Origin of the sequence: Embleya scabrispora (assembly GCF_002024165.1) — a bacterium.
Taxonomy (GTDB): domain Bacteria; phylum Actinomycetota; class Actinomycetes; order Streptomycetales; family Streptomycetaceae; genus Embleya; species Embleya scabrispora_A.
Window position 1 is genome coordinate 2627573 of the sequence record NZ_MWQN01000001.1, and the last position, 23949, is coordinate 2651521.

General features: G+C 69.5%; 28 protein-coding genes and 1 tRNA gene. 22 read left to right on the top strand and 7 right to left on the bottom strand.

All coding sequences use genetic code 11. The annotated features are described in order from the left end of the window. Positions 1-76 precede the first annotated feature (76 nt). Both B4N89_RS11450 and B4N89_RS11455 read left to right on the top strand, forming a co-directional pair. Positions 77-1666: a beta-N-acetylhexosaminidase gene (locus B4N89_RS11450; RefSeq protein WP_268812539.1), complete on the top strand. Its 1590-nt coding sequence runs from the start codon at positions 77-79 to the stop codon at positions 1664-1666. Positions 1667-1808: 142 nt separating this feature from the next. Next, on the top strand, positions 1809-2252 hold the full coding sequence (locus tag B4N89_RS11455) for a nuclear transport factor 2 family protein (protein ID WP_078975758.1): 444 nt from the start codon (positions 1809-1811) through the stop codon (positions 2250-2252). Positions 2253-2394: 142 nt separating this feature from the next. Here B4N89_RS11455 and B4N89_RS11460 read toward each other — a convergent pair whose 3' ends face one another. Beyond that, the gene (locus B4N89_RS11460) at positions 2395-3417 is read right to left on the bottom strand and encodes an NUDIX hydrolase (RefSeq protein WP_161500693.1); all 1023 of its coding nucleotides are present in this window, start codon (positions 3415-3417) and stop codon (positions 2395-2397) included. Positions 3418-4007: 590 nt separating this feature from the next. On the opposite strand from B4N89_RS11460, the gene B4N89_RS11465 reads away from it, so the two are divergent. From B4N89_RS11465 to B4N89_RS11475, 3 genes are all read left to right on the top strand, one after another. Continuing rightward, positions 4008-5363 (top strand): HNH endonuclease, encoded by a 1356-nt coding sequence (locus B4N89_RS11465; protein ID WP_078975760.1) that lies wholly within the window; start codon positions 4008-4010, stop codon positions 5361-5363. Positions 5364-5723: 360 nt separating this feature from the next. Then, positions 5724-6245: a GntR family transcriptional regulator gene (locus B4N89_RS11470; RefSeq protein WP_235618570.1), complete on the top strand. Its 522-nt coding sequence runs from the start codon at positions 5724-5726 to the stop codon at positions 6243-6245. After that, complete coding sequence (locus B4N89_RS11475) at positions 6236-6796, top strand: HD domain-containing protein (RefSeq protein WP_078975762.1); 561 nt, start codon at positions 6236-6238, stop codon at positions 6794-6796. The genes B4N89_RS11470 and B4N89_RS11475 overlap by 10 nt, the downstream gene beginning before the upstream one ends. On the opposite strand, the gene B4N89_RS11480 is transcribed toward B4N89_RS11475, so the two are convergent. Together B4N89_RS11480 and B4N89_RS11485 are read right to left on the bottom strand one after the other, a co-directional pair. Further along, positions 6793-7263 (bottom strand): NUDIX hydrolase, encoded by a 471-nt coding sequence (locus B4N89_RS11480; protein WP_078975763.1) that lies wholly within the window; start codon positions 7261-7263, stop codon positions 6793-6795. The two genes, B4N89_RS11475 and B4N89_RS11480, sit on opposite strands and share 4 nt — an antisense overlap. Next, complete coding sequence (locus B4N89_RS11485; protein ID WP_078975764.1) at positions 7263-8021, bottom strand: helix-turn-helix domain-containing protein; 759 nt, start codon at positions 8019-8021, stop codon at positions 7263-7265. Before B4N89_RS11485 ends, B4N89_RS11480 begins: the two co-directional genes overlap by 1 nt. A 684-nt stretch (positions 8022-8705) precedes the next feature. Here B4N89_RS11485 and B4N89_RS11490 point away from each other — a divergent pair. The 16 genes from B4N89_RS11490 (at position 8706) to B4N89_RS11565 (ending at position 20276) form a co-directional block, all read left to right on the top strand. After that, entirely contained in the window at positions 8706-9035 is a 330-nt protein-coding gene (locus tag B4N89_RS11490; RefSeq protein ID WP_143657925.1) for a hypothetical protein, read from the top strand. Next, positions 9032-9526 carry a hypothetical protein gene (locus tag B4N89_RS11495; protein ID WP_143657926.1) on the top strand — a complete coding sequence of 165 codons (495 nt, stop codon included), beginning with the start codon at positions 9032-9034 and terminating at the stop codon, positions 9524-9526. The genes B4N89_RS11490 and B4N89_RS11495 overlap by 4 nt, the downstream gene beginning before the upstream one ends. Beyond that, positions 9523-9849: a DUF6303 family protein gene (locus tag B4N89_RS11500; RefSeq protein ID WP_078975767.1), complete on the top strand. Its 327-nt coding sequence runs from the start codon at positions 9523-9525 to the stop codon at positions 9847-9849. The genes B4N89_RS11495 and B4N89_RS11500 overlap by 4 nt, the downstream gene beginning before the upstream one ends. Then, positions 9846-10793 (top strand): DUF2637 domain-containing protein, encoded by a 948-nt coding sequence (locus B4N89_RS11505; protein WP_078975768.1) that lies wholly within the window; start codon positions 9846-9848, stop codon positions 10791-10793. Before B4N89_RS11500 ends, B4N89_RS11505 begins: the two co-directional genes overlap by 4 nt. Beyond that, positions 10790-11095 carry a hypothetical protein gene (locus B4N89_RS11510; RefSeq protein ID WP_078975769.1) on the top strand — a complete coding sequence of 102 codons (306 nt, stop codon included), beginning with the start codon at positions 10790-10792 and terminating at the stop codon, positions 11093-11095. The genes B4N89_RS11505 and B4N89_RS11510 overlap by 4 nt, the downstream gene beginning before the upstream one ends. A 97-nt stretch (positions 11096-11192) precedes the next feature. Further along, on the top strand, positions 11193-11576 hold the full coding sequence (gene traA, locus B4N89_RS11515) for a plasmid transfer protein TraA (protein ID WP_078975770.1): 384 nt from the start codon (positions 11193-11195) through the stop codon (positions 11574-11576). An 11-nt stretch (positions 11577-11587) separates the two neighbouring features. Beyond that, on the top strand, positions 11588-13684 hold the full coding sequence (locus B4N89_RS11520) for a hypothetical protein (protein ID WP_143657927.1): 2097 nt from the start codon (positions 11588-11590) through the stop codon (positions 13682-13684). Positions 13685-13855: 171 nt separating this feature from the next. Then, the gene (locus B4N89_RS11525) at positions 13856-14149 is read left to right on the top strand and encodes a DUF4031 domain-containing protein (protein ID WP_078979285.1); all 294 of its coding nucleotides are present in this window, start codon (positions 13856-13858) and stop codon (positions 14147-14149) included. Between the two features lie 91 nt (positions 14150-14240). Then, on the top strand, positions 14241-14795 hold the full coding sequence (locus B4N89_RS11530) for a RapZ C-terminal domain-containing protein (RefSeq protein ID WP_235618571.1): 555 nt from the start codon (positions 14241-14243) through the stop codon (positions 14793-14795). Then, positions 14792-15424 carry a class I SAM-dependent methyltransferase gene (locus B4N89_RS11535; RefSeq protein WP_101897060.1) on the top strand — a complete coding sequence of 211 codons (633 nt, stop codon included), beginning with the start codon at positions 14792-14794 and terminating at the stop codon, positions 15422-15424. The genes B4N89_RS11530 and B4N89_RS11535 overlap by 4 nt, the downstream gene beginning before the upstream one ends. Beyond that, positions 15421-15648 (top strand): hypothetical protein, encoded by a 228-nt coding sequence (locus B4N89_RS11540; protein WP_078975772.1) that lies wholly within the window; start codon positions 15421-15423, stop codon positions 15646-15648. The genes B4N89_RS11535 and B4N89_RS11540 overlap by 4 nt, the downstream gene beginning before the upstream one ends. 23 nt (positions 15649-15671) lie before the next feature. Next, positions 15672-16508, top strand: coding sequence for a DNA primase (locus B4N89_RS11545; protein WP_078979288.1), 837 nt, complete (start codon positions 15672-15674; stop codon positions 16506-16508). Positions 16509-16553: 45 nt separating this feature from the next. After that, on the top strand, positions 16554-16766 hold the full coding sequence (locus B4N89_RS11550) for a hypothetical protein (protein WP_078975773.1): 213 nt from the start codon (positions 16554-16556) through the stop codon (positions 16764-16766). A gap of 91 nt (positions 16767-16857) precedes the next feature. Beyond that, positions 16858-18414: a hypothetical protein gene (locus B4N89_RS11555; protein ID WP_078975774.1), complete on the top strand. Its 1557-nt coding sequence runs from the start codon at positions 16858-16860 to the stop codon at positions 18412-18414. Between the two features lie 232 nt (positions 18415-18646). Beyond that, complete coding sequence (locus tag B4N89_RS11560) at positions 18647-18826, top strand: helix-turn-helix transcriptional regulator (RefSeq protein WP_078979289.1); 180 nt, start codon at positions 18647-18649, stop codon at positions 18824-18826. 70 nt (positions 18827-18896) lie between these two features. Then, the gene (locus B4N89_RS11565; RefSeq protein ID WP_078975775.1) at positions 18897-20276 is read left to right on the top strand and encodes a tyrosine-type recombinase/integrase; all 1380 of its coding nucleotides are present in this window, start codon (positions 18897-18899) and stop codon (positions 20274-20276) included. Between the two features lie 194 nt (positions 20277-20470). On the opposite strand, the gene B4N89_RS11570 is transcribed toward B4N89_RS11565, so the two are convergent. Further along, positions 20471-20553 (bottom strand) — tRNA-Tyr (locus tag B4N89_RS11570). A 175-nt stretch (positions 20554-20728) separates the two neighbouring features. Here B4N89_RS11570 and B4N89_RS11575 point away from each other — a divergent pair. Then, the gene (locus tag B4N89_RS11575; RefSeq protein WP_078975776.1) at positions 20729-21217 is read left to right on the top strand and encodes a YajQ family cyclic di-GMP-binding protein; all 489 of its coding nucleotides are present in this window, start codon (positions 20729-20731) and stop codon (positions 21215-21217) included. Positions 21218-21401: 184 nt separating this feature from the next. Here B4N89_RS11575 and B4N89_RS11580 read toward each other — a convergent pair whose 3' ends face one another. The 3 genes from B4N89_RS11580 to htpX form a co-directional block, all read right to left on the bottom strand. Beyond that, positions 21402-22367 carry a glycosyltransferase family 2 protein gene (locus B4N89_RS11580; protein WP_201260828.1) on the bottom strand — a complete coding sequence of 322 codons (966 nt, stop codon included), beginning with the start codon at positions 22365-22367 and terminating at the stop codon, positions 21402-21404. Positions 22368-22522: 155 nt separating this feature from the next. After that, on the bottom strand, positions 22523-22927 hold the full coding sequence (locus B4N89_RS11585) for a YccF domain-containing protein (RefSeq protein WP_078975778.1): 405 nt from the start codon (positions 22925-22927) through the stop codon (positions 22523-22525). Between the two features lie 94 nt (positions 22928-23021). Continuing rightward, complete coding sequence (gene htpX / locus B4N89_RS11590) at positions 23022-23882, bottom strand: zinc metalloprotease HtpX (RefSeq protein ID WP_078975779.1); 861 nt, start codon at positions 23880-23882, stop codon at positions 23022-23024. Positions 23883-23949 lie beyond the last annotated feature (67 nt).

The window sequence follows — 23949 nt, forward strand, 5'->3', positions numbered from 1 at the left end:
TCCTCGTTGGTGAAGGGCTGATTCCGTGTCTTCCTCGTTCGTGGCGCCCGTGGCATCCGTACCGTCCGTCCCGTCCGTGGTTCCCCGGCCGGCGCGCATGACGCCCGGTGTGGGCGGGTTCGTACTGACGCCCGCGACCGGGCTGAATGCTCCGCCGGAACTGGCCGGTGAGGCGGCGTGGTTGCGCGGCGCGCTCGGTCCGGCGACCGGGTGCCTGCTGCCGCCGGGGCCGGGAATCGAGTTGCGGCTGGACCCGGAGGCGTTGCCGGCGGAGGGATACCGGCTGGAGGTCACCGCCGCCGGGGTGGACCTGTGCGGCGGTGCGCCGGCGGGGGTGTTCGCGGGCCTGCAGACGCTGCGGCAGTTGTTGCCGGCGGACGCTTTCCGGCGCGGACGGGTGCGGGACGGCGTGTGGTCGATGCCGGCGTGCCTGATCGAGGACGCGCCGGCGTTCGGGTGGCGCGGGGTGATGCTGGACGTGGCCCGGCACTTCGTGCCCAAGCAGGACGTGCTGCGCTTCGTCGATCTGCTGGCCGCGCATCGGCTGAACGTGCTGCACCTGCATCTGACCGACGACCAGGGCTGGCGGATCGAGGTGCCGGGGTGGCCCCGGTTGACCTCGGTGGGCGCGTGGCGTACCGCGAGCATGCGCGGGGCCCGGCAGCACGAGCGCTTCGACGAGAAGCCGCACGGCGGCTTCTACACGGGCGACGATCTGCGCGAGATCGTCGCGTACGCGGCGGATCGGCACATCACCGTGGTGCCCGAGATCGACCTGCCGGCGCATGTCCAGGCGGCGGTGGCGGCGTATCCGTCGCTGGGCGCGGTGCCGGTGGACGGGGTGCGCACCCGGTGGGGCGGGCTGTCCGACGGGGTGCTGGCGCCGACCGAGGAGGCGCTGGGCTTTTGTCGCGACGTGTTGGCCGAGGTGTGCGCGATCTTCCCCTCGCGGTACGTGTGCGTCGGCGGCGACGAGGTGCCGACTGGGCCGTGGGAGCGGATGGGGCACCCCGACCCCGGCTCGTTGGGCGGCTGGTTCGTGGCCGAGTTGGCGAAGATGTTGGCCGCGCACGGGCGGGTGGTGTTCGGCTGGGACGAGGTGCTGGCGGGCGGCGACGCGGTGCCGTCGGACGCGTTGATCGGGGGGTGGCGCGCCGAGCACGGGACGATCGTGGCGGCGCGGGCCGGGTTCGACGTGGTGGCGTGCCCCGACATGTCGGTGTACTTCGACTACCGCCAGGGCGAGGCGGCGGACGAGCCGATTCCGGTGGGGCCGTTGTTGACGTTGGCGGACGTGTACGCGTTCCGGCCGGTGCCGTCGGTGCTCACCGCCGAGGAGGGCGCGCGAATTCTGGGCGGACAGGCGCAGATCTGGACCGAGCACATGGATTCGGTGCGGCGGATCGACTACATGGCCTTCCCGAGGATGTGCGCGTTCGCCGAGGCGGTGTGGTCGGGGCCGGGCGACTTCGCGGAGTTCACCGAGCGGTTGACGTCGGCGCACCTGGCGCGGCTGGACGCGTTGGGCGTGGAGTACCGCCCGCTCGACGGGCCGCACCCGTGGCAGACCCGACCGGACGCGCCGGGGTTCCCGAAGACGCGGGCGGAGCGGGAGGCGGAGTTGCTGGAGCTGACGGAGAACATCAGGGGTGGGACGGTGGGGTGAGGGTTCGTGGTGGGCCGGGTGGGCCGGACCGGGTGAACGGGCGCTGACATCTGACGCTACGTCAGTTATGGTCGCCCGGATCGGGTCCGGGCGGCCTTCGGGCTCCTCGCCCCTTCGCCACGAGAGGTTGGTCGGTGCCGTCATGCCATCCGGATACCACACGATCCCGAACCTGATCGGGCTGTACGCCGAGCGCATCGACGCGGGCGATTTCGCGGGCGTGGGCGAGTTGTTCGCGCACGCCGTGATCACCTCCGAGGGCGGGGACCTGGAGGTGCGGGGCGCGGCCGGGGCGCGGGAGATGTACGAGGCGTGGACGCGCCGGTTTCCCGACAACGGCACACCCCACACGCGGCACGTGACCACGAACCTGGTCCTGGACGTCGACGACGACGCGGGGACGGGCACCTGCCGCAGCTACGTCACGGTGTTCCAGGCGCTGCCCGACCTCCCCCTCCAGCCCATCTTCACCGGCCGCTACCACGACACCTTCGCCCGCCTCGACGGAACGTGGCACTTCACCCGCCGCCACATGATCACGGACTACGTGGGCGACCTGAGCCGACACCTGAACCGTCCGTTGTAGACGCGTGGTCGCGACAAGCGGTGCTGCCGGACCGACCGGCGGCGTCGCGAAATGGCGTCGGCGGAGCGAAGTGGGCAGTGCCGGCGCGGGCGGGGCTTCCGCGAGCGCCGCGTCGGCGTCGTCGCGACGGTCCCGCGCGCGGTCAGGCGAAGGTGACGCCCTCCGGGGGGACGTCGACGCGGCTGTCGTCGTCCAGGATCGGGACGCCGAGGCGCTCGTGGGCGATGCGCTGGGCGGCGAGGGCCTGCGGCAGCCGGGTGTCGTAGCCGCCGCCGAGCAGGGCGGCGGCGCGGCGCGGGGTGACCAGGACCCGGCTCCACGACCAGCCGGTGGCGGGGTCGGGGGCGAGCGGGCCGAGGGCGGCGATCAGGGCGGCGCTGCGGGAGCGCACGTCGCCGCCGTCCGGGTCGGACAGGTAGCCCACGTGGGTGATCTTGCCCAGCACCGCGTTGGCCTCCTCGGCCACCTCCCGGGCCAGGGTCGCGAGCGCGTCCTCGTCCTCCGGCTCTGCGCCGCCACCGGGCAGCGCGTAGCCGCCGTCGGGGTCGCCCACCAGCAGCACCCGACCGTCCGGATCGAACAGCCACCCCGCCGCCCGGCCCACGCGCGTACCGGCCGGGATCGGCTCGTCCTCGTGCCAGACCCGCTCCTTCGGCGGCCGATACTCGCGCCCGTCGACCACGTACAGGCAGGCCCCCGACGCCTCCGCCTCCAACGCGACCGAGACCCGCCGCCGGGTGCGTCCCGGAAAACGCGGCAGCGCCTCGTCGGGCGTGAGCACGTACACCGCGTCCAACTCGGCGTCGGCCGGGGCCAGTACCGCGACCTGCTCGTCGGTGAGGGTCGGCCCGGCGAAGACGAAGTCGAGCACGACCCGCCCGAACGTCGCGGCGGACGTGGTGCACACGGCGAGCAACCGCCCGACGGCGAGGTCGAGGCCCAACTCCTCCCGCACCTCGCGCCCGGCCGTCTCGTGCGGGGACTCCCCGGCCTCGGCCATCCCGCCAGGTAGGTCCAAGCCGGGCTTGTACCCGGGGTCGACCACCACGAGCCGACCGCGCCGATCGCGCAGCACCATCGAGGCGCCCACGACCACGCCGGGCAGGCCGGCGCAGTAGTCGATCAACTCCCGGGATACCGGCTCGTCGATGCCATCCACGCTCATCCGCTCCCCCGTCACATCCGTCGTCGTCCCGGGCGCCCGGCTCGCCCCCATCCTCGCGGACACGTCGCCCACACCGCGCGGCCGGGTGCATGGCCCGCGATCCACGTCGCACCACCCGCCCCGGCCCCGGCCGGCGAACCACGACGGGACGCCGCGCAGTCGCCCGACGAGCACCCCGGCCCGGCTCCCAGTCGCCGGAAGCGCACGAACGCCCCCATCCGCACGCGACAGCGCCTCGGCGACGGTGTCCTCGCCGGAGGCGGGCGGACCGTACAAAACCACGGAGGGTGAGCCCACCACGACTCACCTCATCCGACTCGGACCCGAGCATCACGCCACACGGAACGAACGACGAAGGCCCCCGACCAGCGTTTCCGCTGTTCGGGGGCCTTCGTCGTGGTGTGGCGGGTGTTGGGTTCGAACCAACGTAGGCGTACACCGGCAGATTTACAGCGAGACCGACGAGTCGGGCCCACAAACGCTGTGGCCTGCACGCAAGAGCGTTACTTGGGAAATGAGGAGAGATCGTTCCACAAGGATTCCACGGATCGGGATCTGACGGTGTCGGCTTCACCTCGTAGCCTCTCCCCATGACGATCGGTGATGCTGCCCATGGTCCGGACCCCGAGGCGAAGTCCACCAGCAAGTCGTTCCCTTGGATCCGCGAAGAGTTGATTCTTGCCTGTGAACTGTACTTCGATCATGGGTGCAAGCGGGTCGATCACAACGACCCCGGGGTGGCGGCGCTTTCGACTCTCCTCCGGTCTGCGAACTACCACACCGTGGACCTGTCCGACCACAGCTTCCGGAGCCACTTCAGCGTGTCCCGCAAGACTTCGGACCTGCACACCGCACATCCCGACTACCCCGCCGAGAAGAAGAGAAGCAACGGGGGTGAGCCCACGGCTCGCGTCGTCCGTGAGTTTCTCGCCGACGAAGCAGGCATGCGTGCGGAGGCAAAGCGGATCCGTTCGTCGCTGACAACCACCTTGCACGCCGCTCCTCTTCCAGCCAACCGCACGCTTCTGCAGATACAGAACATGCGCGTTCACCGCGCTGCGGGCATGCCCGCGAGCCTTCACAAGCCGATCGCCCTTCTGTGGGCACTCGGCCGCCTCGCACGCGGCGAGGTCCCCCAAGTGCGGTGGAAACAGTTCCGAGACGAAGTTGGGCCCCTGCTCGAGGTGTTCGGGCACGAGAGCTCCAAAGTCACGCTGGAGAACCCGGTCTGGTACCTGCGCACCGACAAGATCTGGGAGGTCAACGGCCTCACAACTCCGGACGATCGGGCGCCCAGCGTCTCCAGGCTCGACGCTGTCAATCCGATGGTCGGATTCACGACCGAAGCCGCGGCAGACTTGAGGAGGCCCGACATCCGAGCCGCCGCGGTCGGGTATCTGCTGCGCAGGTACTTCTCCCATGCCGACCAAGACGCGCTGCTCGCGCGAACACGCATCGCCCCCGATGACGCAACGAACGTGGCAGACACCGAGGTTCGTATCCCTGGGCCCAGATCGACGGAGGGGGGCGTACCGCCCGGTCGAACAAGCTCGACGACGACCCGGTTCAAGCGCGACCCGGCATTCGTCCGCTACCTCAAGGGTCTCTACGACGACAAGTGTCAGATCTGCAACTCACCCATGCGCAGCATCAATGGCGGGAGCAGGAGCGAAGGAGCGCACGTGCGCGCTCTGAAAGAGGGGGGTCCCGACTCGATGGACAACCTCCTCGTATTGTGCGCCACCCACCACGTCGAGTTCGATGGTCTCGCCATCCACATCACTGATAGGGGTGACGTCATCACTACCGACACGGGGGAAGTCGAAGGTCACCTGACGTTCATGCCAGGTCACAGCGTGAACCTTGACCACCTTCGCTACCACCGAGCCCTCTGCGGCCGAGACGAACACCCCGATGTCCAGCGACGCCCCGGACAAGGGCAGTAGTAGCTCCGGAGCAACAGGGTCGAACCCGCGCCAGCGCGCGGGCCGGACCCATGACCAGGATCCAACGCTCTGAGGCAGAGGTCTCGAACGGCGCCAATTGCGAGAGAGGTGGATCGCTGTGTCTGTAAAGTCGTAGCGTACATCTGAGATGTACGCTACGGACTGAGCTGTAGGTCCGGGGAGCACGAAGGTACCGCCCGGATTTGAAGCCAAAGACGAGACCCCGTGTGCAGCGCGCAGGGCCCTGGCGTCGCTGAACGCCAGGGCCATTGCCGTTGTAGAGGTCCCACATCACACGTAACGACGTGTAGACGCTGGTGCCCCACTTGCGAAGCGCCGCAGCGAGTATTTGCTCGAACGATGGGAGAACAGGTGAGCGGCGCAAGTCCGCGTGGCACGTACCTCACCATCGCCGACGCGCTTCGGCGCGAGCTTGCGGCGTCCTCCACCGATGAGGTGCTGTTGTCGGAGTCCGAGATTCAGGCGCGGTTCGGTGTGGCTAGGTCCACCGTACGGCGTGCCCTCGCCGTCTTGGCGGAGGACGGGTTGATCGAGTCTCGTAAGGGCATCGGATGGCAGTCTTCGTCACCGACGTCTACCGGCTCGAAGCCGCTACACGAGCGCATCGCCGAGGACATCTACGACGCCGTTCGACGGGGAGAACTGGATATCGGAGACCCGATTCGGAGTGAGGCGGAACTCGCCGCCCGGTTCGAAGCCTCCCGCGGCAAGGTGCGCCAGGCCCTGGCCTACCTGGAGGGCGCGGGGATCGTGGTAGCAGTCCCGGGCAAAGCTCGGCAGCTTTCAGCCGTCCCCGAGGGCGTGCGCCCACCGGATAGCGGCAATGGGGCGGCTCCTCGTAGCCTCGAATCATGGAGCTGACGGACTGGGCGTACGAGCTTGCCGAGAACCTGCTCGCGGAGTCCTTGCCTCGGCGCTGGGAACACTCGAAGGGCGTCGCCGGATGCGCCAGAAATCTGGAACCCATCCTCGGTGGCGACGCCGAGGTGTTGTACGCAGCTGCGGTCCTGCATGACATCGGTTACGCCCCTGACCTAGTCGAGACAGGGTTTCACCCGCTGGACGGTGCGCGCTTCCTTCGGGATCGTGCTCACGGCGATGCTCGCGTCACCAACCTCGTTGCCCATCACTCCTGCGCTCTGTTGGAGGCGGAGGAGCGTGGTCTGCGTGCCGAGTTGGCTGGTGAGTTCCCGACCGAGCGCGACGACTTGATCGACGCCCTCATCTACTGCGACATGACCACGACTCCCGACGGCACCCCGACGGATCCTCACCAGCGAGTGGCCGAGATCGTGGGTCGATACGGGCCCGATAGCCTCATCGGTCGGTTCATTCGCCGGGCGGAGCCAGAAATCTACGCAGCCGCGGCACGAATCGATCGGCGTCTCGCGGAATACCGGTTGCCGCGCTAGCCGATGTAGGGCTTTGCGTCGCGCGCGAGCCCATGGGTGATACGAAGGCGAATCGACTTGTGAATGTCGAGTGCGTCCAGCTCTCGCGGGTCCACCCAGCGAACCTCCCTGGATTCGCTGCTCGTTCGCAGTACTCCACCGACGGGACGGGCGCGAAAGCACAGTGAGAATTGCTGTCTTACCTCGCCATCGTCGTATGCCATGACGTGCCCAGGATCCGTGTACGTCCCCACGAAGTCGGTGACTTCCACTTCGATGCCGGTTTCTTCACGGACCTCACGAATGACCGTCTCGGCAATCGACTCGCCAATGTCGTGACCGCCACCAGGGATTGCCCAAAGGTCGTTGTCAGTACGGTGGATCATCAACAGTCGCCCTCGCTCGTCCATGACGACCGCCGTTACGGACGGCACAACCGCGTTGGCCAATGGGGCATCGGGGTCGTGGAAGTAATCGATGCGGGACATCAGGCATCTCCGAGGTCGGTAGGGCTGGACAGCGGGCGCGCGTCGGACCACACCCGGTCGAAGCTTTCGACGTAAGTCGCGAACATCGTGCCTTGCGGCAACCGGCGGATGTGCAACACCGGGGCCAGATAAGCGCCGACGCCATGCACATGAGTATTGACCAGCAATTCGTCATCGGCGCGATAGATCGAGTTGTACAGAATCGTGTTGTGCACGCGGAACTCGACGCCGGGCAACCCGAACAACCTCGTGTAGTTAACGAGCGCGTTACGAATCTTGCTGGCCATAGCACCGCCAATGCCTTCGTCCGCTCCGCGCCGTGCCACCTGCTCACCATCGGGATCACCCAGCAGAAAGCGCACAACGGCACCGCTTCGCGCTTTCTCTTGCACGATGCGCAGGAACAGCGGATCTTCCGACAGCCAGAATCCGGCGTAGACCAACACATCCAGCTGCTCGGTAGCCCGTTCGTAGAGATCGGTCCAGATCCTGCCGGGGACGACGGAGCGGTGGGGGTACAAGGACACCAATTCGGCTTGGCCCACGGCTGTCGTGGCCTCGGCCCCTTGCTCATCGGTCCACAAGTAGGAGACGTCGCACCCGAGGACCGACGCCAAGGCGTACTTGTTGCGCCGGTGAGGAGCGCGTCCAGCTACCCACTTTTCGATCGTCTTCGGGTCGACTCCAACCCTCGTGGCGATCGTGGCGAGGTCAAGGTCATTGCTGAGAATCGCCGCCCGCAGGCGCTCGTTCGACACGTCCAACCCCCTTGGCGTTTCGGAACGTTGTCGACAATAGACGTAGACGTCCCGACGTGGCCATAGCACGGGGTGATCACGTCCCGGGCTCATGCGGCAACGTTGGGTCATCGGCGAAGACGTCGAAGAAACCTCCCGGACGGACTTGACGCACGCTTGCTGGCACGTCAACCTGAAGGACATGTTCTACATGTATCGCATGTCGAACTAGCTCTTCCGGGATGGCTGGGGCGCTCTCTATTGGGCTGCCTGCGGACGTCTCTTCGAGAACTCAATAGCGTGATCCACCGCAGTGAGCCGACCGTGAGTTGCCCGGTCGTGGGCGAGTGGAGACCAGTCGGTCGAGAAGGGGCGCGCGTCACAACCGGGCCCAACCCCTGCGGGGGTAACGCCGCCGACTCTAAAGAACGACGCGATCAACCTTTTTGCCGCCAGGACCTCCGGGACGGATCTCCCCGGGCGAGCGGCCTCGCGTCCATTTGAGACCTGATGAACCACCAGTGACCTCGGTCCCCGACAGCCGCGCCGGTTCGGGTGGGTGTCGGGGTCCGTGGGTGCTCGTGGCACGTCGAGTGTCCGGCCCGCCCGCCGACGGCGGGGCCTGTGTGCCGGAGCGACCACCTGTCCTTGGCCGGGTGGTGGCCGCTCCGTGGGACGCAACTCCTACTTACGAGGAGCACGACCGTGAGAACCATTGTGGACGGCCGCGTCGCGGCCACGGTTGCCGAGTTCGCGGAACTGGCGCTCGGCGTCGACTTTGCCCTGTTCGACGGGGAGCCCGGTGAGACGGCGGAGGAGGAGGCGGCGCGGCTGGACGCGGCGCGGGACATCCTCTCGGACCTGTGGGCGAGGGACCGGGAGTTGGCCCGGCACGCGGAGCGGATGTTGGCCGCGTTGCGAGTGGTGGACGCGGGGACGTGGGTGTGCGCGGAGATGCTGGCGCTCTCGTCCGCCCCGGTCGGCCCGGTGGGGCCGGTCGACGTTGAGGGGTACGAAGGGGCGTGGGCGGCGTGACGCCCCGAGAGTTGGTCGTGTGGCCGATCGCGCACATGCCGCGGTGGTCGCCGAGTGCGCACACGCTCGGTCTGGCCCGCCGGGCGCTGGCCGCGGTCGGGTTCCGCGTGTTGACGGCGGGGCCGGTCCTGATCGCGTTCGTCGGGGGCGTCGCCTCCGCGTTCGTGGCGGGCTCGCTCGTCCCCGGGTTGTGGCGGCTGCCGGTAGGGGTCGTGACCGTCGTTGCCGTCACGGCCGGCCTGGACCTGCTCCTGATCGCCTCCTGGGCAGGTCGGTGCAGTGTGCGGGATCGGTGCGTGTTGTGGGCGCACGGCGTTGACGAGTGGGCGCGGGGTGCCCGGTCCGGGCGGCCGATCGGGGAGTTCGCGACGCGGGCGGCGTTGGTGGAGGACTTCGTGGATCGTCACGGTCCTTCGGACGGGTGGCCGGCGGAGACGTGGGCGGAGTTCACGCACCGCCTGGAGCACGCGGTCTCAGCAGGTGTGCGATGACCGATGTGCGGATCGAGGCCGGGCGCCGTGTCGACGGCGGTGTGACGCACCGGGCGCACCTGTACTTCCAGGATGGGCGTTGGTGCTTGTTCGTGCCGGTGCCGGGGCCGGTGTCCGACTGGCCTCGGCACCGCTTCGCCCGAAGGTCGGCGGTGCCGCCCGCAGCGGCGCGTTCACGGGTGTTGAACGGGCTCGGGTTCGTGTTCACGGACGGCGCCGAGTGGGCCTGGATCGAGGACGCGGAGGTGCCCGGTGACGACATGTCGCCGGTGCGGCTGAGCGCGGTGGTCGTGGTCCGCCGGGCGGACGGAGGCGGGTCGTGAACGCCGCTCAACTGCGTTCGGCGGAGAAGGCGTTGAACGTGGGTTCGTGGCTGATCGTGGCCGGCGCGATGCTCTACTCGGTCCTGACCGTCACCCCGCTGGCCGCCGCGCACACTCCGGCGCGGTGGGCGTGGACGGCGCCGATCCTGCCGTTGGTGGTCGATGCCGCGGTGGTGATCGTGGTGCGCCTGGATGCCGCGCTGGCCCGCGTGGGCGGGCACGGTGGCGGGTGGCCGGTCGTGCTGCGGTGGATGACGGGCGTGATGACCCTGCTCCTGAACGTCGCCGACAGCGCGTTGCGCCGGGATCCGGTCGGGGTCGCCGTGCACGCCGTGGCCCCTTTGCTCTTGATCGTCACCGCCGAGACGGGCCTCGCGTATCGGCGGGCGATCACCGCGGCTCAGGTTGCGCTGAACGAGCGTGAACGGGCCGAGCGCGAGCGGCGCGAGACGGCCGCGGCCGAGCGCCGAGCGGCGGCCGAACGGGAACGGCGCGAGGAGCGCGAGCACCGGGCATCGGTGGCGCGTGAACAGCGTGAACACGAAGCCCGGTTGGCGCGTGAGCAGGTGGAGGCGGCCGAGCGTGCGCTCCGGGAGGAGCGCGAGGCGGAGCGGGCTCGGGAGCGGGTCGAGGCGGCCGAGCGTGAACGCCGTGAACGCGAGCGTGAACAGCGCGAACGGCAGGCCGCCGAACGTGCGGAGCGCGAGCGTGCCGAACAGGAACGGGTCGCCCGCGAGCGCGCCGAGCGTGAACGCGATGAACGCGCGGCATTGCTCGCGATCGACCCGGCCGAGGGGAAGCTCTCGGAGGAGCGGGCGCGTGCGGTGGTGCGGGCCGCGTTCGAGGAAGGCCACCCGGTGCGCGCTGCGGCCGAGTTGTGCGGTTGGTCGGTGGGGTGGGTGTCCGCCCGCTACTTGGAGTTGCGTGAGGACCGGGCCGCATGAGCCGGCCCCCGATCGTCGGTGCCGACCTGTGGTCGGCGGTGGCGACCCGCGAAGGCGGCACCTGTGGTTGCACCGGCCGGTGCGGACGGCGCCACGCCGACAGCGGCGGGCGGTGCGATCGGCACGACGGCCTGATCGTCGCCCCGCGTGACCTGTCCGTCTCGCTCGCCGTCGCGGTCGGGCTGGGCGCGGCGGACCTGACGACCTGGTGCGAACGCTGCCACCGGCCCGCCCTGTCGGCCGCGACGAAGAGCGCCGCGGCTGCGCGAGCCGAGCACATCGAGGCGGAAGCACTGTTCTGACCTGGTTTCCCTCGCACCCGGACCGCAGTTCGCGGCCGGGCGCGAGGGCGGGTCAGCCCTGCTCGAATCCATTCACACCGCATACGAGGGAGGGCCGATGGCCCAGCAGCGGCGCAGGAGTACGGCCCAGGATGTCCTGGGTGATCCGGAGTTCGTGACGAACAAGTCGATTCGCGACTACTGCAACGGCGGGCGCCTGTTCTGCCGGGACGGGTCGCTCGAACTGGCCATGGCGGCTGAGGAGTTGTACGCGGTCCTGTCGCAGATCGCGCCGGTGGATGCCCTGCTTGCCGGGCGGGCCGGGCGGAAGCGGGCGAAGGACACGTCCAAGCACCTGATCATCGCGGCCGAGGCGTTGAAGTACGCGGCCGGGTCGATGGCCAAGGCGTACGCGAGCTTCCAGAAGAACTACGCGGCCGAGTTGCAGGCCGCCGGGGTCAAGTCCAAGCCGGTCAAGCCCGCGTTCAAGTTCGAGGCGTGAGGAGACGCATCGTGGCAAGGAAATCGAGAGGTTCACGGGCGACGGCGGTGGCCACCGCCCCGCTCGATCAGGCCGCCAAGCACCTGACCAGCCGCGCGGCGCCGTTGCTGCCGCCGTGGATGGTCGCGGCGGGGCTGACGATTCCGGCGGCGCTGGCGCACGACACGATCGGCACCAACCCCGCCGCGACCGCGCTGATCGGCGCGGCCGGTGCGGGGATCACGGTCGCGGCGTGGTCGGAGGCGTCGAAGCGCTCCCCGCGACTGCGGGCGATGGCGACGGTGTCCACCGGCGCGGCCAGTGCCTACCTGACGGCCGCGACCGTGGCCGGGCCGACGTCGCCGAACGTGGCCCTGCTCCAGGCACTCGGCGGGGGCACCCTCGCGCTGTGGTGGAATCTTCGCCACGCCCTGCGCAACAGCGGCGCCGAGAGCGTGAGCGACGGCCTGTTCGAAATGGTCGGGCTCGCCCGGACGCAGGTCGTCAAGGGTGAGGTGGTCGGCGGGGAGGTCCGCGCGGACCTCCAGCTCCCTGCGGGGGAGTTGACGCCGAAGGACGTGCAGGATCGCATCCCGGTATTGGCGGGCGCGCTGCGCACGAGCCCGGCGGCGATCCGGGTCACGCCGGACCGCGACGACCACTCGAAGGTGTCGCTGTCGGTGACCCCGGTCGATCAGCTCCGCAAGGCGATCCCGTACCCGGGGCCGCAGTTGCCGGGGCAGTCGATCGCGCGGCCGATCCGGTTCGGCGTCTACCAGGACGGCCGCCCCATGCAGGTGTGGCTGCCCGGAAGCGACGACCGCGACGAACCGCGCCCGCTGTCGCACATGGCCGAGACAGGCATGACCGGCGCGGGCAAGTCCGAGTCCATGGTCATCGTGCTGACGGAGGTCATGACCCGTTCCGATGTCGTGGTGTGGGTGGGCGACCCGTCCAAGGGCCGTCAGACACTCGGCGACATCCGGCACGGCCTGGACTGGTGCGAAACCACCACGACCGGAGTCGGCGCGATGCTCGACGTGCTGGTACCCGTCGTCAAGACCCGCGCCGACCTGCTCGGCCGCCTCGGGTACAAGCAATGGGTCCCCGAGTGCTGGACCAAGCACAAGATTCCACTCCTGCTCGCGCACTTCGAAGAGTCCAGCGACTCGGCGGTCGCCGACCACCCCAACCTCGTCACGGCCGCGAAGCAGGCGCGGTCGGCGGGTGTGGTCCTGTCGGTGTCGTTGCAGCGCGCGTCGTACGCGGGCATCTCCACCGAGGTCCGCTCGCAGTTCGGTACCGCGTTCATCTTCGGTGCGAAGAACGACGAGGACGCGTCGTTCATGATGGACGACCGCGCCAAGGACGCCGGGGCCTCCCCGGAGGTGTGGGCCAACACCCAACCCGGATGCCTGTATCTCCAGGCGCCGGGCGTGCCGGTGGAGCGGTGGGCGGTGCCCGGCCGGGTCTTCCGACTGCCCGAACCGGAAGACCTGCGGCGCCTGGTGACGATGTACGCGCCGGTGCGTCCCCAGGGTGTGGACAAGGCGACGGCCGCCGTCGCCGGACCCCGCTACGCGGCCTACAAGGCATCGGCCGCCAAGCGCACGGCGGGCGAGGAGCCGCGCGAGCCGGGCCCGCTGCGGGCCGCGCTCGCCGAACAGCCGCAGGCGCAGGCGCAGGCGAACCGCCCGGAGGCAGACGACGTGGACGGCGAAGCGCACGATGCCGTCGAGGAGTTCGGCGTCCGGCCCGGGGAGGACGAGCGGCCGTACGTGGTCGATCACGAGAGCGACCTCGACGCGGCGGCAAACCCCGACGCGGAGCTTGAGGAACCCTCCCGGGTGATGCAGGTGTCCGAGCCGGAGTTCGCAAGCAGTCGCTCCACCGAGGACGCGCTCGCCGAGATGGCGACGATCCTGGACGAGTTGCGGGCACGGGGTGAGGCGGTGTGCGCGCCCAAGGACTTCCCACAGGCCCGCGTCGGACGTCACCGGAGCTGGGTCTCCCGACGCCTGGCGGAACTCGCCGACAGCGGCCGGGAGGTCGCCGAGAACCCCGGCGGACAGCTCGGGTCCTGGCTCATCATCCCCCGCGACGACGCGTTCGAGAACTACGCCGCGTAGCCGTGCGGCGGGGTGTGCGCACGCGTGCAGAGGCGTGCGCACACCTGTTGCCCTCGCGCGCACGCGCGCGCGTTGACCTGCACTCTCGCCCGTGCGCACACCCGCACGCGTGCGCACACCCACACCCACACGCCACTACACACCGTAACCAACAGAGAGGGGTTGGCCGACGTGACCGTCTACGTGGACGAGATCACCGACCACACCCGCGCGGCCAGGCTCAAGGGGCTGCGCTACACCCGCTGGTCGCATCTGACCGCCGACACGCGAGACGAGTTGCACGCGTTCGCGGCGCGGTTGGGTCTCAAGCGGAGCTGGTTCCAGAACGCGACCAATTACCGCTGGCACTACGACGTCGTGCCCTCGAAGCGGGCGCTGGCGATCCGTCTCGGCGCCGTAGAGATCGACCGCTACCGCCTCGCGGAACTCATGGCCGAGCGTCGCTTCTCCGAAGCGCTTCGCTGAATCCGCCCCAGGGCGACCGTCTTTCCGCCAAGTCCGGCGGTCGCCCCGGGCCCAACCCGAAGCCTGCAAGGACCCGGAAGGGACCACCAGCATGACAAACAATCACGGGCGGATCATCCGCATCGTGTCCTTCGGCTACGGCCACGGCCCGGCGCCCGACGCCGAGATCACGCTCGACCTGCGGCGCCGCTTCCGTAACCCGCACCACGACCCGGCGATGAAGCAGCTCACCGGCCTGGACGCCGACGTGTATGCGCACGTCCTGGCCACTCCCGGCGTGCGGGACCTTGCCGCCGCGACCGCGCTCGCCGCGCACGACCTGGCCCACGCCGTCCCGGGCCCGATCACCGTGGCGTGTGGGTGCGTGGGCGGCAGGCACCGCAGCGTCGGCATCGCCCGCCACATCGCCGCCATCCTCGCCGACGGGTGCGCGCGGATCGAGGTCGAACACCGCGACGTGCACCGGTCGGTGCTGCCCTCGACCGCCCACGCACCGACGCTCACCGGCCTTCCGCGCATCGTGGGTCCGGGACCGTTCGTCGGCTCCGACTGCATGGCCCGACGCCACTACGACGCGTGCCGCGCGGAGCGTCGGCGCGGCTGCGACTGCCCCTGCCACCACGAGGACGAGGGGGACGCGTCGTGAGCGATCTCCGCCCGCGTCTGCTGGACCTGTGCTGCGGCGCCGGTGGCGCCGCGCACGGGTACCGGCTCGCCGGATGGCACGTCACCGGCGTGGACCTGGTCGCGCAGCCGAACTACTGCGGCGACGTGTTCGTACAGGCCGACGCCCTGGAGTACCTGTCCGAGCACGGTCGTTCCTTCGACGCGATCCACGCGTCGTGGCCGTGCGAGAAGTTCGCCAACGTCACCGGCGCCACCGGCGACCGCGCCACCCACCCCGACCTGGTCACCCCCGGACGCCCCCTGCTCGTCGCGTCCGGTCGGCCGTGGGTGATCGAGAATGTCCCCGAGGCACCGATCCGGGCGCACTACCTGTTGTGCGGCTCCATGTTCGGCCTCCACGTGCGCAGGCACAGGGCGTTCGAGACCTCTTGGTCCGGAGGACCCCGGCTCACCCCGCCCTGCTGGCACCACCGCGACCTGGTCCCCTTCGACCACAGCCGCGAACGCGCATACGCCGACGCCATGGGCTGCACCTGGATGACCAACAAGGAAGCCCGCAAGGCCATCCCACCCGCCTACACCCACCACATCGGCACCGACCTCATCGACGCGCTCACCACCCGCGCCCGAGAGGAGACGGCCGCATGAACCCGTCCCTCACGTCCGACGGCGAAGACGTCAACGACGAGATCAACCGTCTGATCGCGGAAGCCCGCGAACACATGTTCACGGCTGCCGCCCTGCGGTTCGTTCGGCCCGACGACACGGACAAGGCTCTGGCCATCATCCACAGCGAGTTCGGCCCGTTCCCACCCGGCACGGCCTTGACAGAGCGGATCGAACGGGCCGCGCGCAAGTGGGGTGTCTCGTGACCGGCCACCTGCACACCGCTCTCATGCTGGCCGCCTCCGGCGTGCCGGTTCTGCCCCTGCGGGCGGGCAAGGTCCCCTTCGGGAACTGCCCCGCCTGCACGGGCGCGGCCTGCGGCGGCCGACCGAACATGAAGGCGGCCGGACCCTGCGAGTGCCCGCGCGTGTGCCACGCGTGGGCCGCAGCGACCACCGACCCGAACGTGATCGCCTCCCCGCCCTGGGTGCGGGCCTGGGCGCGGGCGGTCGCCGTCGCCTACCACCCCGGCGGCGCCGGATACACCGTGGTCGACCTGGACGACCGCGAGGCGATCGAGTGGGCCCGCGCAACCCTTCCGCCCACCCGCGTGGTGGCGACCACGCGCGGCGAGCACTGGATCTACCGGGGCGCCACCCGATCTGCGAACCACGTCCGCCCCGGCGTCGACATCAAGTCCCGCATGGCCTACGCCCGTTGGCTCGGACCCGGCACCGGGCGCACGGTTCCGCTGCCCTCGGCCGTCCACGCGCTGCTCGACCGGGAAAGACAAGAGACCACCCGCCCCGGGGGAGGGGTGGACTCTTCCTCCCGACCGCAGAACACATGGACGCGCGCGGTCGCCACCGGATGCCGCCACACCCAGGGCTACGTCCAAACCGGCATCAAACGCGGACTCGCCATCGTCCGCAGCCACACCGAGACCGGCGCCGGATCCAGCGCGTACAGCGTCGCCCGATTCCTGGCCAAGCAGCACATCGGATGCCCCGGCCCGTGCGGGCTCGACGCATTGGCCGAGGACATCATCACGGCCGCCGTCGCGGTCGGTGTGCCCGAGCCCTACGCGCGCCGCGCCGTCCGCAACGGACTGCACGCAAGCGCCTGAACCATCCCACCCGCACACCAGCCACCCGAGGAGGGCCGCTCCGCCATGGCCGAGTTCCACATCGAGTTCAAGGACGCCGCGGGCAACAAACGCGGCAGCCGGTTCTTCAGCGAACCGACCGACACCCACGCCCTGACCACCGGACGCAAGCTGCTCACGTCCGCCCACCGCAGCGACAAGCGCATCGTGCTCGGCACCGTCTCCCGCCGCGTGCTGTTCCTCAGCCGCGCCAAGGAGATCGCCGACCTGAAGGTCTGACAACGCGCCGGGGCGGCCGACGGGCCCATCGAGCCCCTCGACCGCCCCGGCCTGGAGGGAATGGCCGCAGCCCGATGAAAGGAGCCATGCGGTGAGTGAGAAGAAGGCTCAGGCCACGATCCTGTTGGAGCTGATTCGGGAGCGTTACCGCCCGCTCATGGGACAGGACGGCACGGCGTATGCGGTCCAGGTCGACGGGCCGTCCGTGGCGCTGCCGTTGACCGGTGTCGGCGGACTGCGGGTGCAGATGGCTCGGGTGTACACCGATGCCTGCGGCGGACAGGTGCCCGGGGCGGGCGCACTGTCGGATGCCATCGCCGTGTTCACGGGCGAGGCGTACGCGTGCGATCCCGAGCCCGTCAACCTGCGGGTCGCCTCGCATGGTGAGGCTGTCGTGCTCGACCTCGGCACCGCGGACGGGCGGTGTGTCGTCGCCACGGCGGACGGCTGGAGCATCGAGCAGCGCTCGCCGGTGTTGTTCCGGCGGACGAAGCTCATCGCGCCGTTGCCGACCCCGATCCCCGGGGGCACCATCGACGCATTCCGGGCGCTGTTCAACGTCGCCGACGACGACTGGCCCCTGATCGTCGGTTGGATGGTCGGCGCGCTCCTGCCCGATCTGCCGTATCCCGTTCTGGGTTTGTTCGGGCTTCGGGGGTCCGCCAAGTCGGTCGCGACGCGGATGATCGTGAACGCGATCAGCCCCTCACCGGCACCGACACGATCCACGCCACGCGACGTGAAGGCGTGGATCATCGGCGCCTATGCCGGGTGGACCAGCGGCATCGACAACGTGTCCGTCATCTCCGACGAATTTTCCGACTGGCTTTGCCGGGCCTCGACGGGCGAGGGCATGATCGACCGGGCGCTCTACACCGACAACGACGTGTCCGTGATCAGCTTCCGGCGGCCGATCATCATCAACGGGATCGAACCCGTCGGCGGTCAGGGTGACTTGGCCAACCGCCTGTTGCCGATCGACCTGTTGCCGATCACCGAGTACAAGGACGAGCGGGACGTGTGGGCCGCATATGCCGAAGCGTTGCCCGGCGCGCTCGGTGCCCTGCTCGACCTGCTGACGGCGGTGCTTGCCGGGCGGGACCACGTCACCACCGGCGGCGTCGCCCGCATGGCCGACTTCGCCCGGGTTCTGGCCGCGCTCGACCGCGCCACGGGCTGGAAGAGCCTGCCACGCTACCTCGCACTCGCCAGCGCCACCGAAGCCGAGTCGCTGTCCCAATTCGGCGAGGCACTGCGGGACTTCGCCGAGACGACGCCCGGCGGACGGTGGACGGGCACACCCACCCAACTGTGGGAGCACCTGACCCCGAAGGATGCGCACGGCGAACCCCGTCCGCCGAAGGACTGGCCGAACGTGCGACGCATGCGTGAACAGATCAAGCGCAACGTCCCGGCGCTCCGGGCCTTCGGCATCACGGTGGACCTCGACCAGCGGTCCGCCGACCGCAATCGCGAACGTCTGATCGTCCTGATCGACACCACGCGGACGACGACATCGGAAAGTCCCCGCATTTCATCGTCCGCATCGTCCGCAACGTCCGCAACCACGTCTAACCAGCGAAAACACGCGGACGATACGACAGCCCACATCGTCCGCAGGCCGTCCGCATCGTCCGCACGGGCGTGATCTGCGGACGATGCGGACGATCCCGCGGACGATACGACGCCCCGTATCGTCCGCAGGCGCACCCCCTCTGACCAGCACTTTCATGTTCGCACGGACGATGCGGACGATGCGGACGATGAAGTGCAGGCACTTTCCGAAACGCGCTTTCCCGGGACGGGGCCGCGACCCCTTCACCCGCAACGGCGCCGGGACCAAGACCCGCGCCGGAGTCACTAGCCACAGGAGTGCACCGGTGAGTCGAGCGAAGACGCTGAAGTTGCCCGATGTCCTGGATGAGTTGGACATCTCACGTGCTGCGTTCTACCGGATGCGGGCCAAGGGGCTCGCGCCGAAGTCCAAGAAGCTCCCGAACGGTCAGCTCAGGTTCCGCCGTGCGGACGTGGACGCCTGGTGGGCGTCCCTGAACGACTGACCAACCAGCCACGCCATCACTGCGGCCCGGTCCGGGTTACCGGACCGGGCCCTCCCATGAGGAAGTCAGCTTGCTCAAGCCATCCTTCAAGGTCCGCATCTGGGAACTCCGCGTCCACGAACGCGCCAAGGGGACGACGTACGAAGTCCGCTGGAAGGTCGGTGGCAATCCGTGCTCGAAGACCTTCAAGACCAAGGGGCTTGCGGACAACCGGCGTGCCGAACTCTTGAAGTTCATCCAGGACGGCACGGCCTTTGACGAGATCAGCGGGCTGCCGATGCCGGAGGCCCGCGCGCTGGACGACGTCACCTGGTACACCCACGCACGCGACTACATCGAGATGAAGTGGGACGCCTCACCGGCCAAGACGCGGACGACGTTGGCGGATGCGCTCGCGACCGCGACGCCCGTTCTGGTGGCCCACGGTCGGCGCAAGCCGACGCCGGAAGCGCTTCGGCTCGCGCTCTACGGGTGGGCGTTCAACGTCAATCGCTGGGACGAGGAGGCGCCGCCAGAGGTGGTGGAAACGCTCCGGTGGGTCAAGAAGCACGCGCTTCCGATGAGCGCACTGGATGACGCCATCGTCATGCGGAAGGTGCTGGCCGCGTTCGGGAAGCGGCTCGACGGCGACGCGGCGGCCCCTTCAACGGTGCAGCGCAAGCGGGCCATCTTCCACAACGCCCTGGGCTTCGCTGTGGAGACCCGCCGATTGACCGCCAACCCGCTCGGAACGGTCCAGTGGACTGCCCCGAAGGTCTCCGAGCAGGTAGAGCCGGAGAACGTGGTCAACCCGCGCCAAGCCGACGTGCTGCTTGATGCCGTATACGCCGAGAGTGCCCGCGGTCGGCACCTGGCCGCGTTCTTCGGCTGCATGTACCACGCCGGGATGCGTCCGGCCGAGGTCGTGTGGCTGATGCGTAAGGACTGTGTGCTGCCCAAGCGCGGGTGGGGCGTGCTGAAGCTGCGTGAGTCGCGTCCTCGGGTGGGGTCGGCCTGGACCGACGACCGGAAGTCGCACGACAAGCGCTCGCTGAAGGGGCGGGCGAGGAAGGCGACACGCCCGGTGCCGATCCCGCCGGAGTTGGTGGCGATGCTCCGGTGGCACGTGTACGTCCACGGCACGGCCCCGGACGGACGGCTGTTCCGCACCGCCCGCGGTGGCATGGTCCAGGAGAGCGGGTACGGCGAGGTCTGGCGACGTGCCCGCGTGGCCGCGCTCAGCGCCGAACAGGTGGAATCCGCCCTCGCCAAGCGGCCCTACGACCTACGGCACGCCTGCGTGTCTCTGTGGCTGAATTCCGGTGTCGACCCGACGGAGGTGGCCCGCCGTGCCGGGCACAGCGTGAACGTGTTGCTGCGCGTGTACGCCAAGTGCCTGCCGGGCGTCGCCGAGCAGGCCAACCGCAAGATCTCGGAGGCCATGAGGCAGTGGCGGGCCGACGGCTCGTGAGGCGGTCGGGGCGCCTGCGCGGGCCTGCGTCCGCCCGGCGACCGTTCCACGCATGTTCCTCACCCGCTGATCCACACCCGAGATTTGGTGGGACAAGGTGAGACAAGCCACGCTTTTCGAGCATCCGCCTGTTTTCTCGAACGAAGAAGGCCCCTGACCAGCGTTTCCGCTGGTCAGGGGCCTTCTCGGTGGTGTGGCGGGTGTTGGGTTCGAACCAACGTAGGCGTACACCGGCAGATTTACAGTCTGCTCCCTTTGGCCACTCGGGCAACCCGCCTTGTGCGTCTCTCGGCGCGACGGGACAACAATAGCGGACCACCCCGGGTGCTTCGCCACTCGGTATCGGTTCGGGTGGGGGCGGGTGCGGTCGGGGTCGGGGTTGTGGGGGACGCTCTAGGCTGGAGGGGTTGCCTTCCCTCCCTGTCAGATCCCACAGAAAGCGATTCCGAGCCTTGGCTGACTCCTCTTTCGACATCGTGTCCAAGGTCGACCGTCAGGAGGTCGACAACGCGCTGAACCAGACCTCGAAGGAGATCGCGCAGCGGTTCGACTTCAAGAACGTCGGCGCGCACATCGGCTGGACCGGCGAGCAGATCGAGATGCGCGCCAACTCCGAGGAGCGCGTGAACGCGATCCTCGACGTGTTCCAGGGCAAGCTGATCAAGCGCAGCATCTCGCTCAAGTCGCTCGACGCCGGTGAGCCGAAGGCGTCCGGCAAGGAGTACAAGATCTTCGCGTCGATCCAGGAGGGCATCTCCCAGGAGAACGCGAAGAAGGTCTCCAAGATCATCCGCGACGAGGGCCCCAAGGGCGTCAAGGCGCAGATCCAGGGCGACGAGCTGCGTGTGTCGTCGAAGAATCGGGACGACCTCCAGGAGGTCATCGCGCTGCTCAAGGGCAAGGACCTGGAGTTCGCGCTCCAGTTCGTGAACTACCGCTAGTCGCCGTCGTCGCCGCGCGGCGGCGTGGTGGTGATGTGGGCTCGGTGCTCCGGGTGGTCCGGCGTCGGTCGGGACGAGGGCACGACGAGGATCCGGGGAGGGTCGCCGACAGGTGGCCCTCCCCGGCGGTCCTCGCCGTGCCCTTCGTGCGTGTCCGGGGCAAGGGCGGGGGGCGCGGGCGCCGCTACCGAGGTGCCGCCGCGCTGGGGGCTGTCGTGGTGCGGGTGGTCAGGACCTCGGACAGGTGGATGGGGACTCGGTCTTCCTCGAGGCGGCCCGTGAAACCCGCGTGGAGGACTCTGAGGGCCTCCTCGTAGGCGAAGGGGGCCAGGTCCGCGCCCGTGGCCAGGTGTTCGTGGGCGATCGCGAACATCGTCAGCGCGTGGCGGCGGAACCTCGCGACCCGGCCCGTCGGCGGCACCGGCCAGCGGGCGATCACCGTGCGATACGTGTCCTCGTACTGGCTCAGCCACGCGACCCGCGCCGCCATGCCGCCCGCCAGGCTCGCGTCGGCCGGTTCCCGGTGGTAGACCACCCCCGGCTCGGACAACCGGGTGAACGACCACCCCCGGTCGTGCACCAGCCGCAGCCACAACGACCAGTCGACCAGGATCGGCAACTCCGGGTCGAAGCGAAACCACGACGCGGGCGCGGTGTGCGCGGGGTTGCGGGCCACCACGGCCGTGGTCGGGACGAAGTTGGCCACCGAGAGCATGTCCGGGTCGTACGGGAAGTCGTACCGGTACGGGCTGCCCGCCGGGATCTCGCCCGGCACCGCCCGCGCCCCGCTCAGCACGCAGTCCGCGTACACGGCGTCCGTCCCGGAGTGCTCCAGCGCGGCCAGGGCCCGCTCGAGGTGGCCCGGCAGGTACAGGTCGTCGTCGTCGAGGAAGGCGACGAAGCGGCCGGTGGCGATCTCCAGGCCCGCGTTGCGTGCCGCGGCCGGCCCCCGCGAGCGCGGGAACGACAGCAGCCGCACGGTCATCCCGCGCACCCCGAGCGGCAGCACCCCCGCGACGTCCGCGCCGCCGTCGTTGATCACCACGACCTCGATGCCCCGGATGCCCTGGAGGGCCACGCTGCGCAGGGCGTCGGCCAGTTGGGCCGTGCGATCCCGGGTGGGAACGATGACACTGACCGTAGCCGCCACGGCAACCTCCGCGCTTCCCGAGGTGGGATAACAGGGCTTACCGGTGGATATCGCCACACCGGTGTCCCGATCCATATCGACACACCGGATGCGCGACTACAGCAATCGGGTGCCCGTCTCCCTCGTACGAGACCTCCCGATTGGCCTGTCCGGGCTCAGACGCCGACGTGCCTCGGGTCGTCCGTCGAGACGATCTCGCGGCCCAGCGGGGTGAGCGAGACCGGGATCAGCTTGAAGTTGGCCAGACCCAGCGGGATGCCGATGATCGTGATGCACAGGAGCACGCCGGTGACCAGGTGCCCGAGCGCCAGCCACCAGCCGAACAGCACGATCCACAGGATGTTGCCGAGCAGCGACCCGGCACCGGCGTCCCGGCGCCACTCCACCCGCCGACCGAACGGCCACAACGCGTACGCCGCGATCCGCAAGGCCGCGATGCCGAGCGGGATGGTCACCACGAGGAAGAAGAGGAGGAAGCAGACGAGGCCGGCGATCGCGTAGCCGATCGCGAGCCAGAAGCCGGCAAAGACGAGCCAGATGACGTTCAGGACAGTTTTCACGGGGTTGTTTCTACCCCGGCCCCGCCCACCATGCCGTCCCCCGCAGGGCTGACGGGGAACAACGCACGCGGCCCGATCCCTCGACCCCGCCCCCTCACCGCCCCGCCATCTGCTCCAGACGCGCGATCCGGTCCGCCATCGGCGGGTGGGTCGAGAACAGCTTGCTCATCCCGCCCGCGCCCCGCCGGAACGGGTTGGCGATCATCAGCGAGCTGGTGGTCTGCAACTTCGGCTCCGGCGGCAGCGGCAGCGCCTGGGTGCCCGCGTCCAGCTTGCGCAGCGCGCTCGCCAGCGCCAGCGGGTCGCCGGTGAGCCGGGCCCCGGAGGCGTCCGCCTGGTATTCACGCGATCGACTGACGGCCAACTGGATGACACTGGCCGCCAGCGGCCCCAGGATCATGATCGCCAGCATGCCGAACAGGCCGGGACCGTCGTCGTCGTTGCTGCGGCCGAACGGGATCAGCCAGGCGAAGTTGACCAGGAACATGATCACACTGGCCAACGCGCCGGCCACGGACGAGATCAGGATGTCCCGGTTGTACACGTGCGACAGCTCGTGCCCGATCACCCCTCGCAGCTCCCGCGCGTCCAGGATGCGCAGGATGCCGGTCGTACAACACACCGCCGCGTTGCGCGGGTTGCGGCCGGTGGCGAACGCGTTCGGCGCCTCGGTGGGCGAGATGTACAGGCGCGGCATCGGCTGGCGCGCGTCGTTGGAGAGTTCGCGCACGATCCGGTACAGCTCGGGGTTCTCCGCCTCGCTGACCGGACGCGCCCGCATCGAGCGCAGCGCGATCTTGTCGCTGTTGAAGTAGGCGTAGCCGTTCGTCGCGAGCGCCACGAACAGGGCGATGATCAACCCGGTGCGGCCGAAGAAGCTGCCGACGACCAGGATGAGCGCCGACATCCCACCGAGCAGTACGGCGGTCTTCAGTCCGTTGTGCTGGCCGTGCACGGCAGAGTCCTCTCGAAGCGTCAGCGTCCAGGGGTGACAATGCGGGCCCGTGCGGGGTATCCGCCGG

Excerpts from the sequence above, each read along its gene's own strand:
- B4N89_RS11500 (WP_078975767.1), top strand. The coding sequence starts at position 9,523 with ATGACCGATGTGCGGATCGAGGCCGGGCGCCGTGTCGACGGCGGTGTG.
- B4N89_RS11460 (WP_161500693.1), bottom strand. The coding sequence starts at position 3,417 with ATGAGCGTGGATGGCATCGACGAGCCGGTATCCCGGGAGTTGATCGAC.
- B4N89_RS11540 (WP_078975772.1), top strand. The coding sequence starts at position 15,421 with ATGAACCCGTCCCTCACGTCCGACGGCGAAGACGTCAACGACGAGATC.
- B4N89_RS11465 (WP_078975760.1), top strand. The coding sequence starts at position 4,008 with ATGACGATCGGTGATGCTGCCCATGGTCCGGACCCCGAGGCGAAGTCC.
- traA (WP_078975770.1), top strand. The coding sequence starts at position 11,193 with ATGGCCCAGCAGCGGCGCAGGAGTACGGCCCAGGATGTCCTGGGTGAT.
- B4N89_RS11545 (WP_078979288.1), top strand. The coding sequence starts at position 15,672 with ATGCTGGCCGCCTCCGGCGTGCCGGTTCTGCCCCTGCGGGCGGGCAAG.
- B4N89_RS11455 (WP_078975758.1), top strand. The coding sequence starts at position 1,809 with ATGCCATCCGGATACCACACGATCCCGAACCTGATCGGGCTGTACGCC.
- B4N89_RS11550 (WP_078975773.1), top strand. The coding sequence starts at position 16,554 with ATGGCCGAGTTCCACATCGAGTTCAAGGACGCCGCGGGCAACAAACGC.
- B4N89_RS11530 (WP_235618571.1), top strand. The coding sequence starts at position 14,241 with ATGACAAACAATCACGGGCGGATCATCCGCATCGTGTCCTTCGGCTAC.
- B4N89_RS11510 (WP_078975769.1), top strand. The coding sequence starts at position 10,790 with ATGAGCCGGCCCCCGATCGTCGGTGCCGACCTGTGGTCGGCGGTGGCG.
- B4N89_RS11475 (WP_078975762.1), top strand. The coding sequence starts at position 6,236 with ATGGAGCTGACGGACTGGGCGTACGAGCTTGCCGAGAACCTGCTCGCG.
- B4N89_RS11480 (WP_078975763.1), bottom strand. The coding sequence starts at position 7,263 with ATGTCCCGCATCGATTACTTCCACGACCCCGATGCCCCATTGGCCAAC.
- B4N89_RS11470 (WP_235618570.1), top strand. The coding sequence starts at position 5,724 with ATGGGAGAACAGGTGAGCGGCGCAAGTCCGCGTGGCACGTACCTCACC.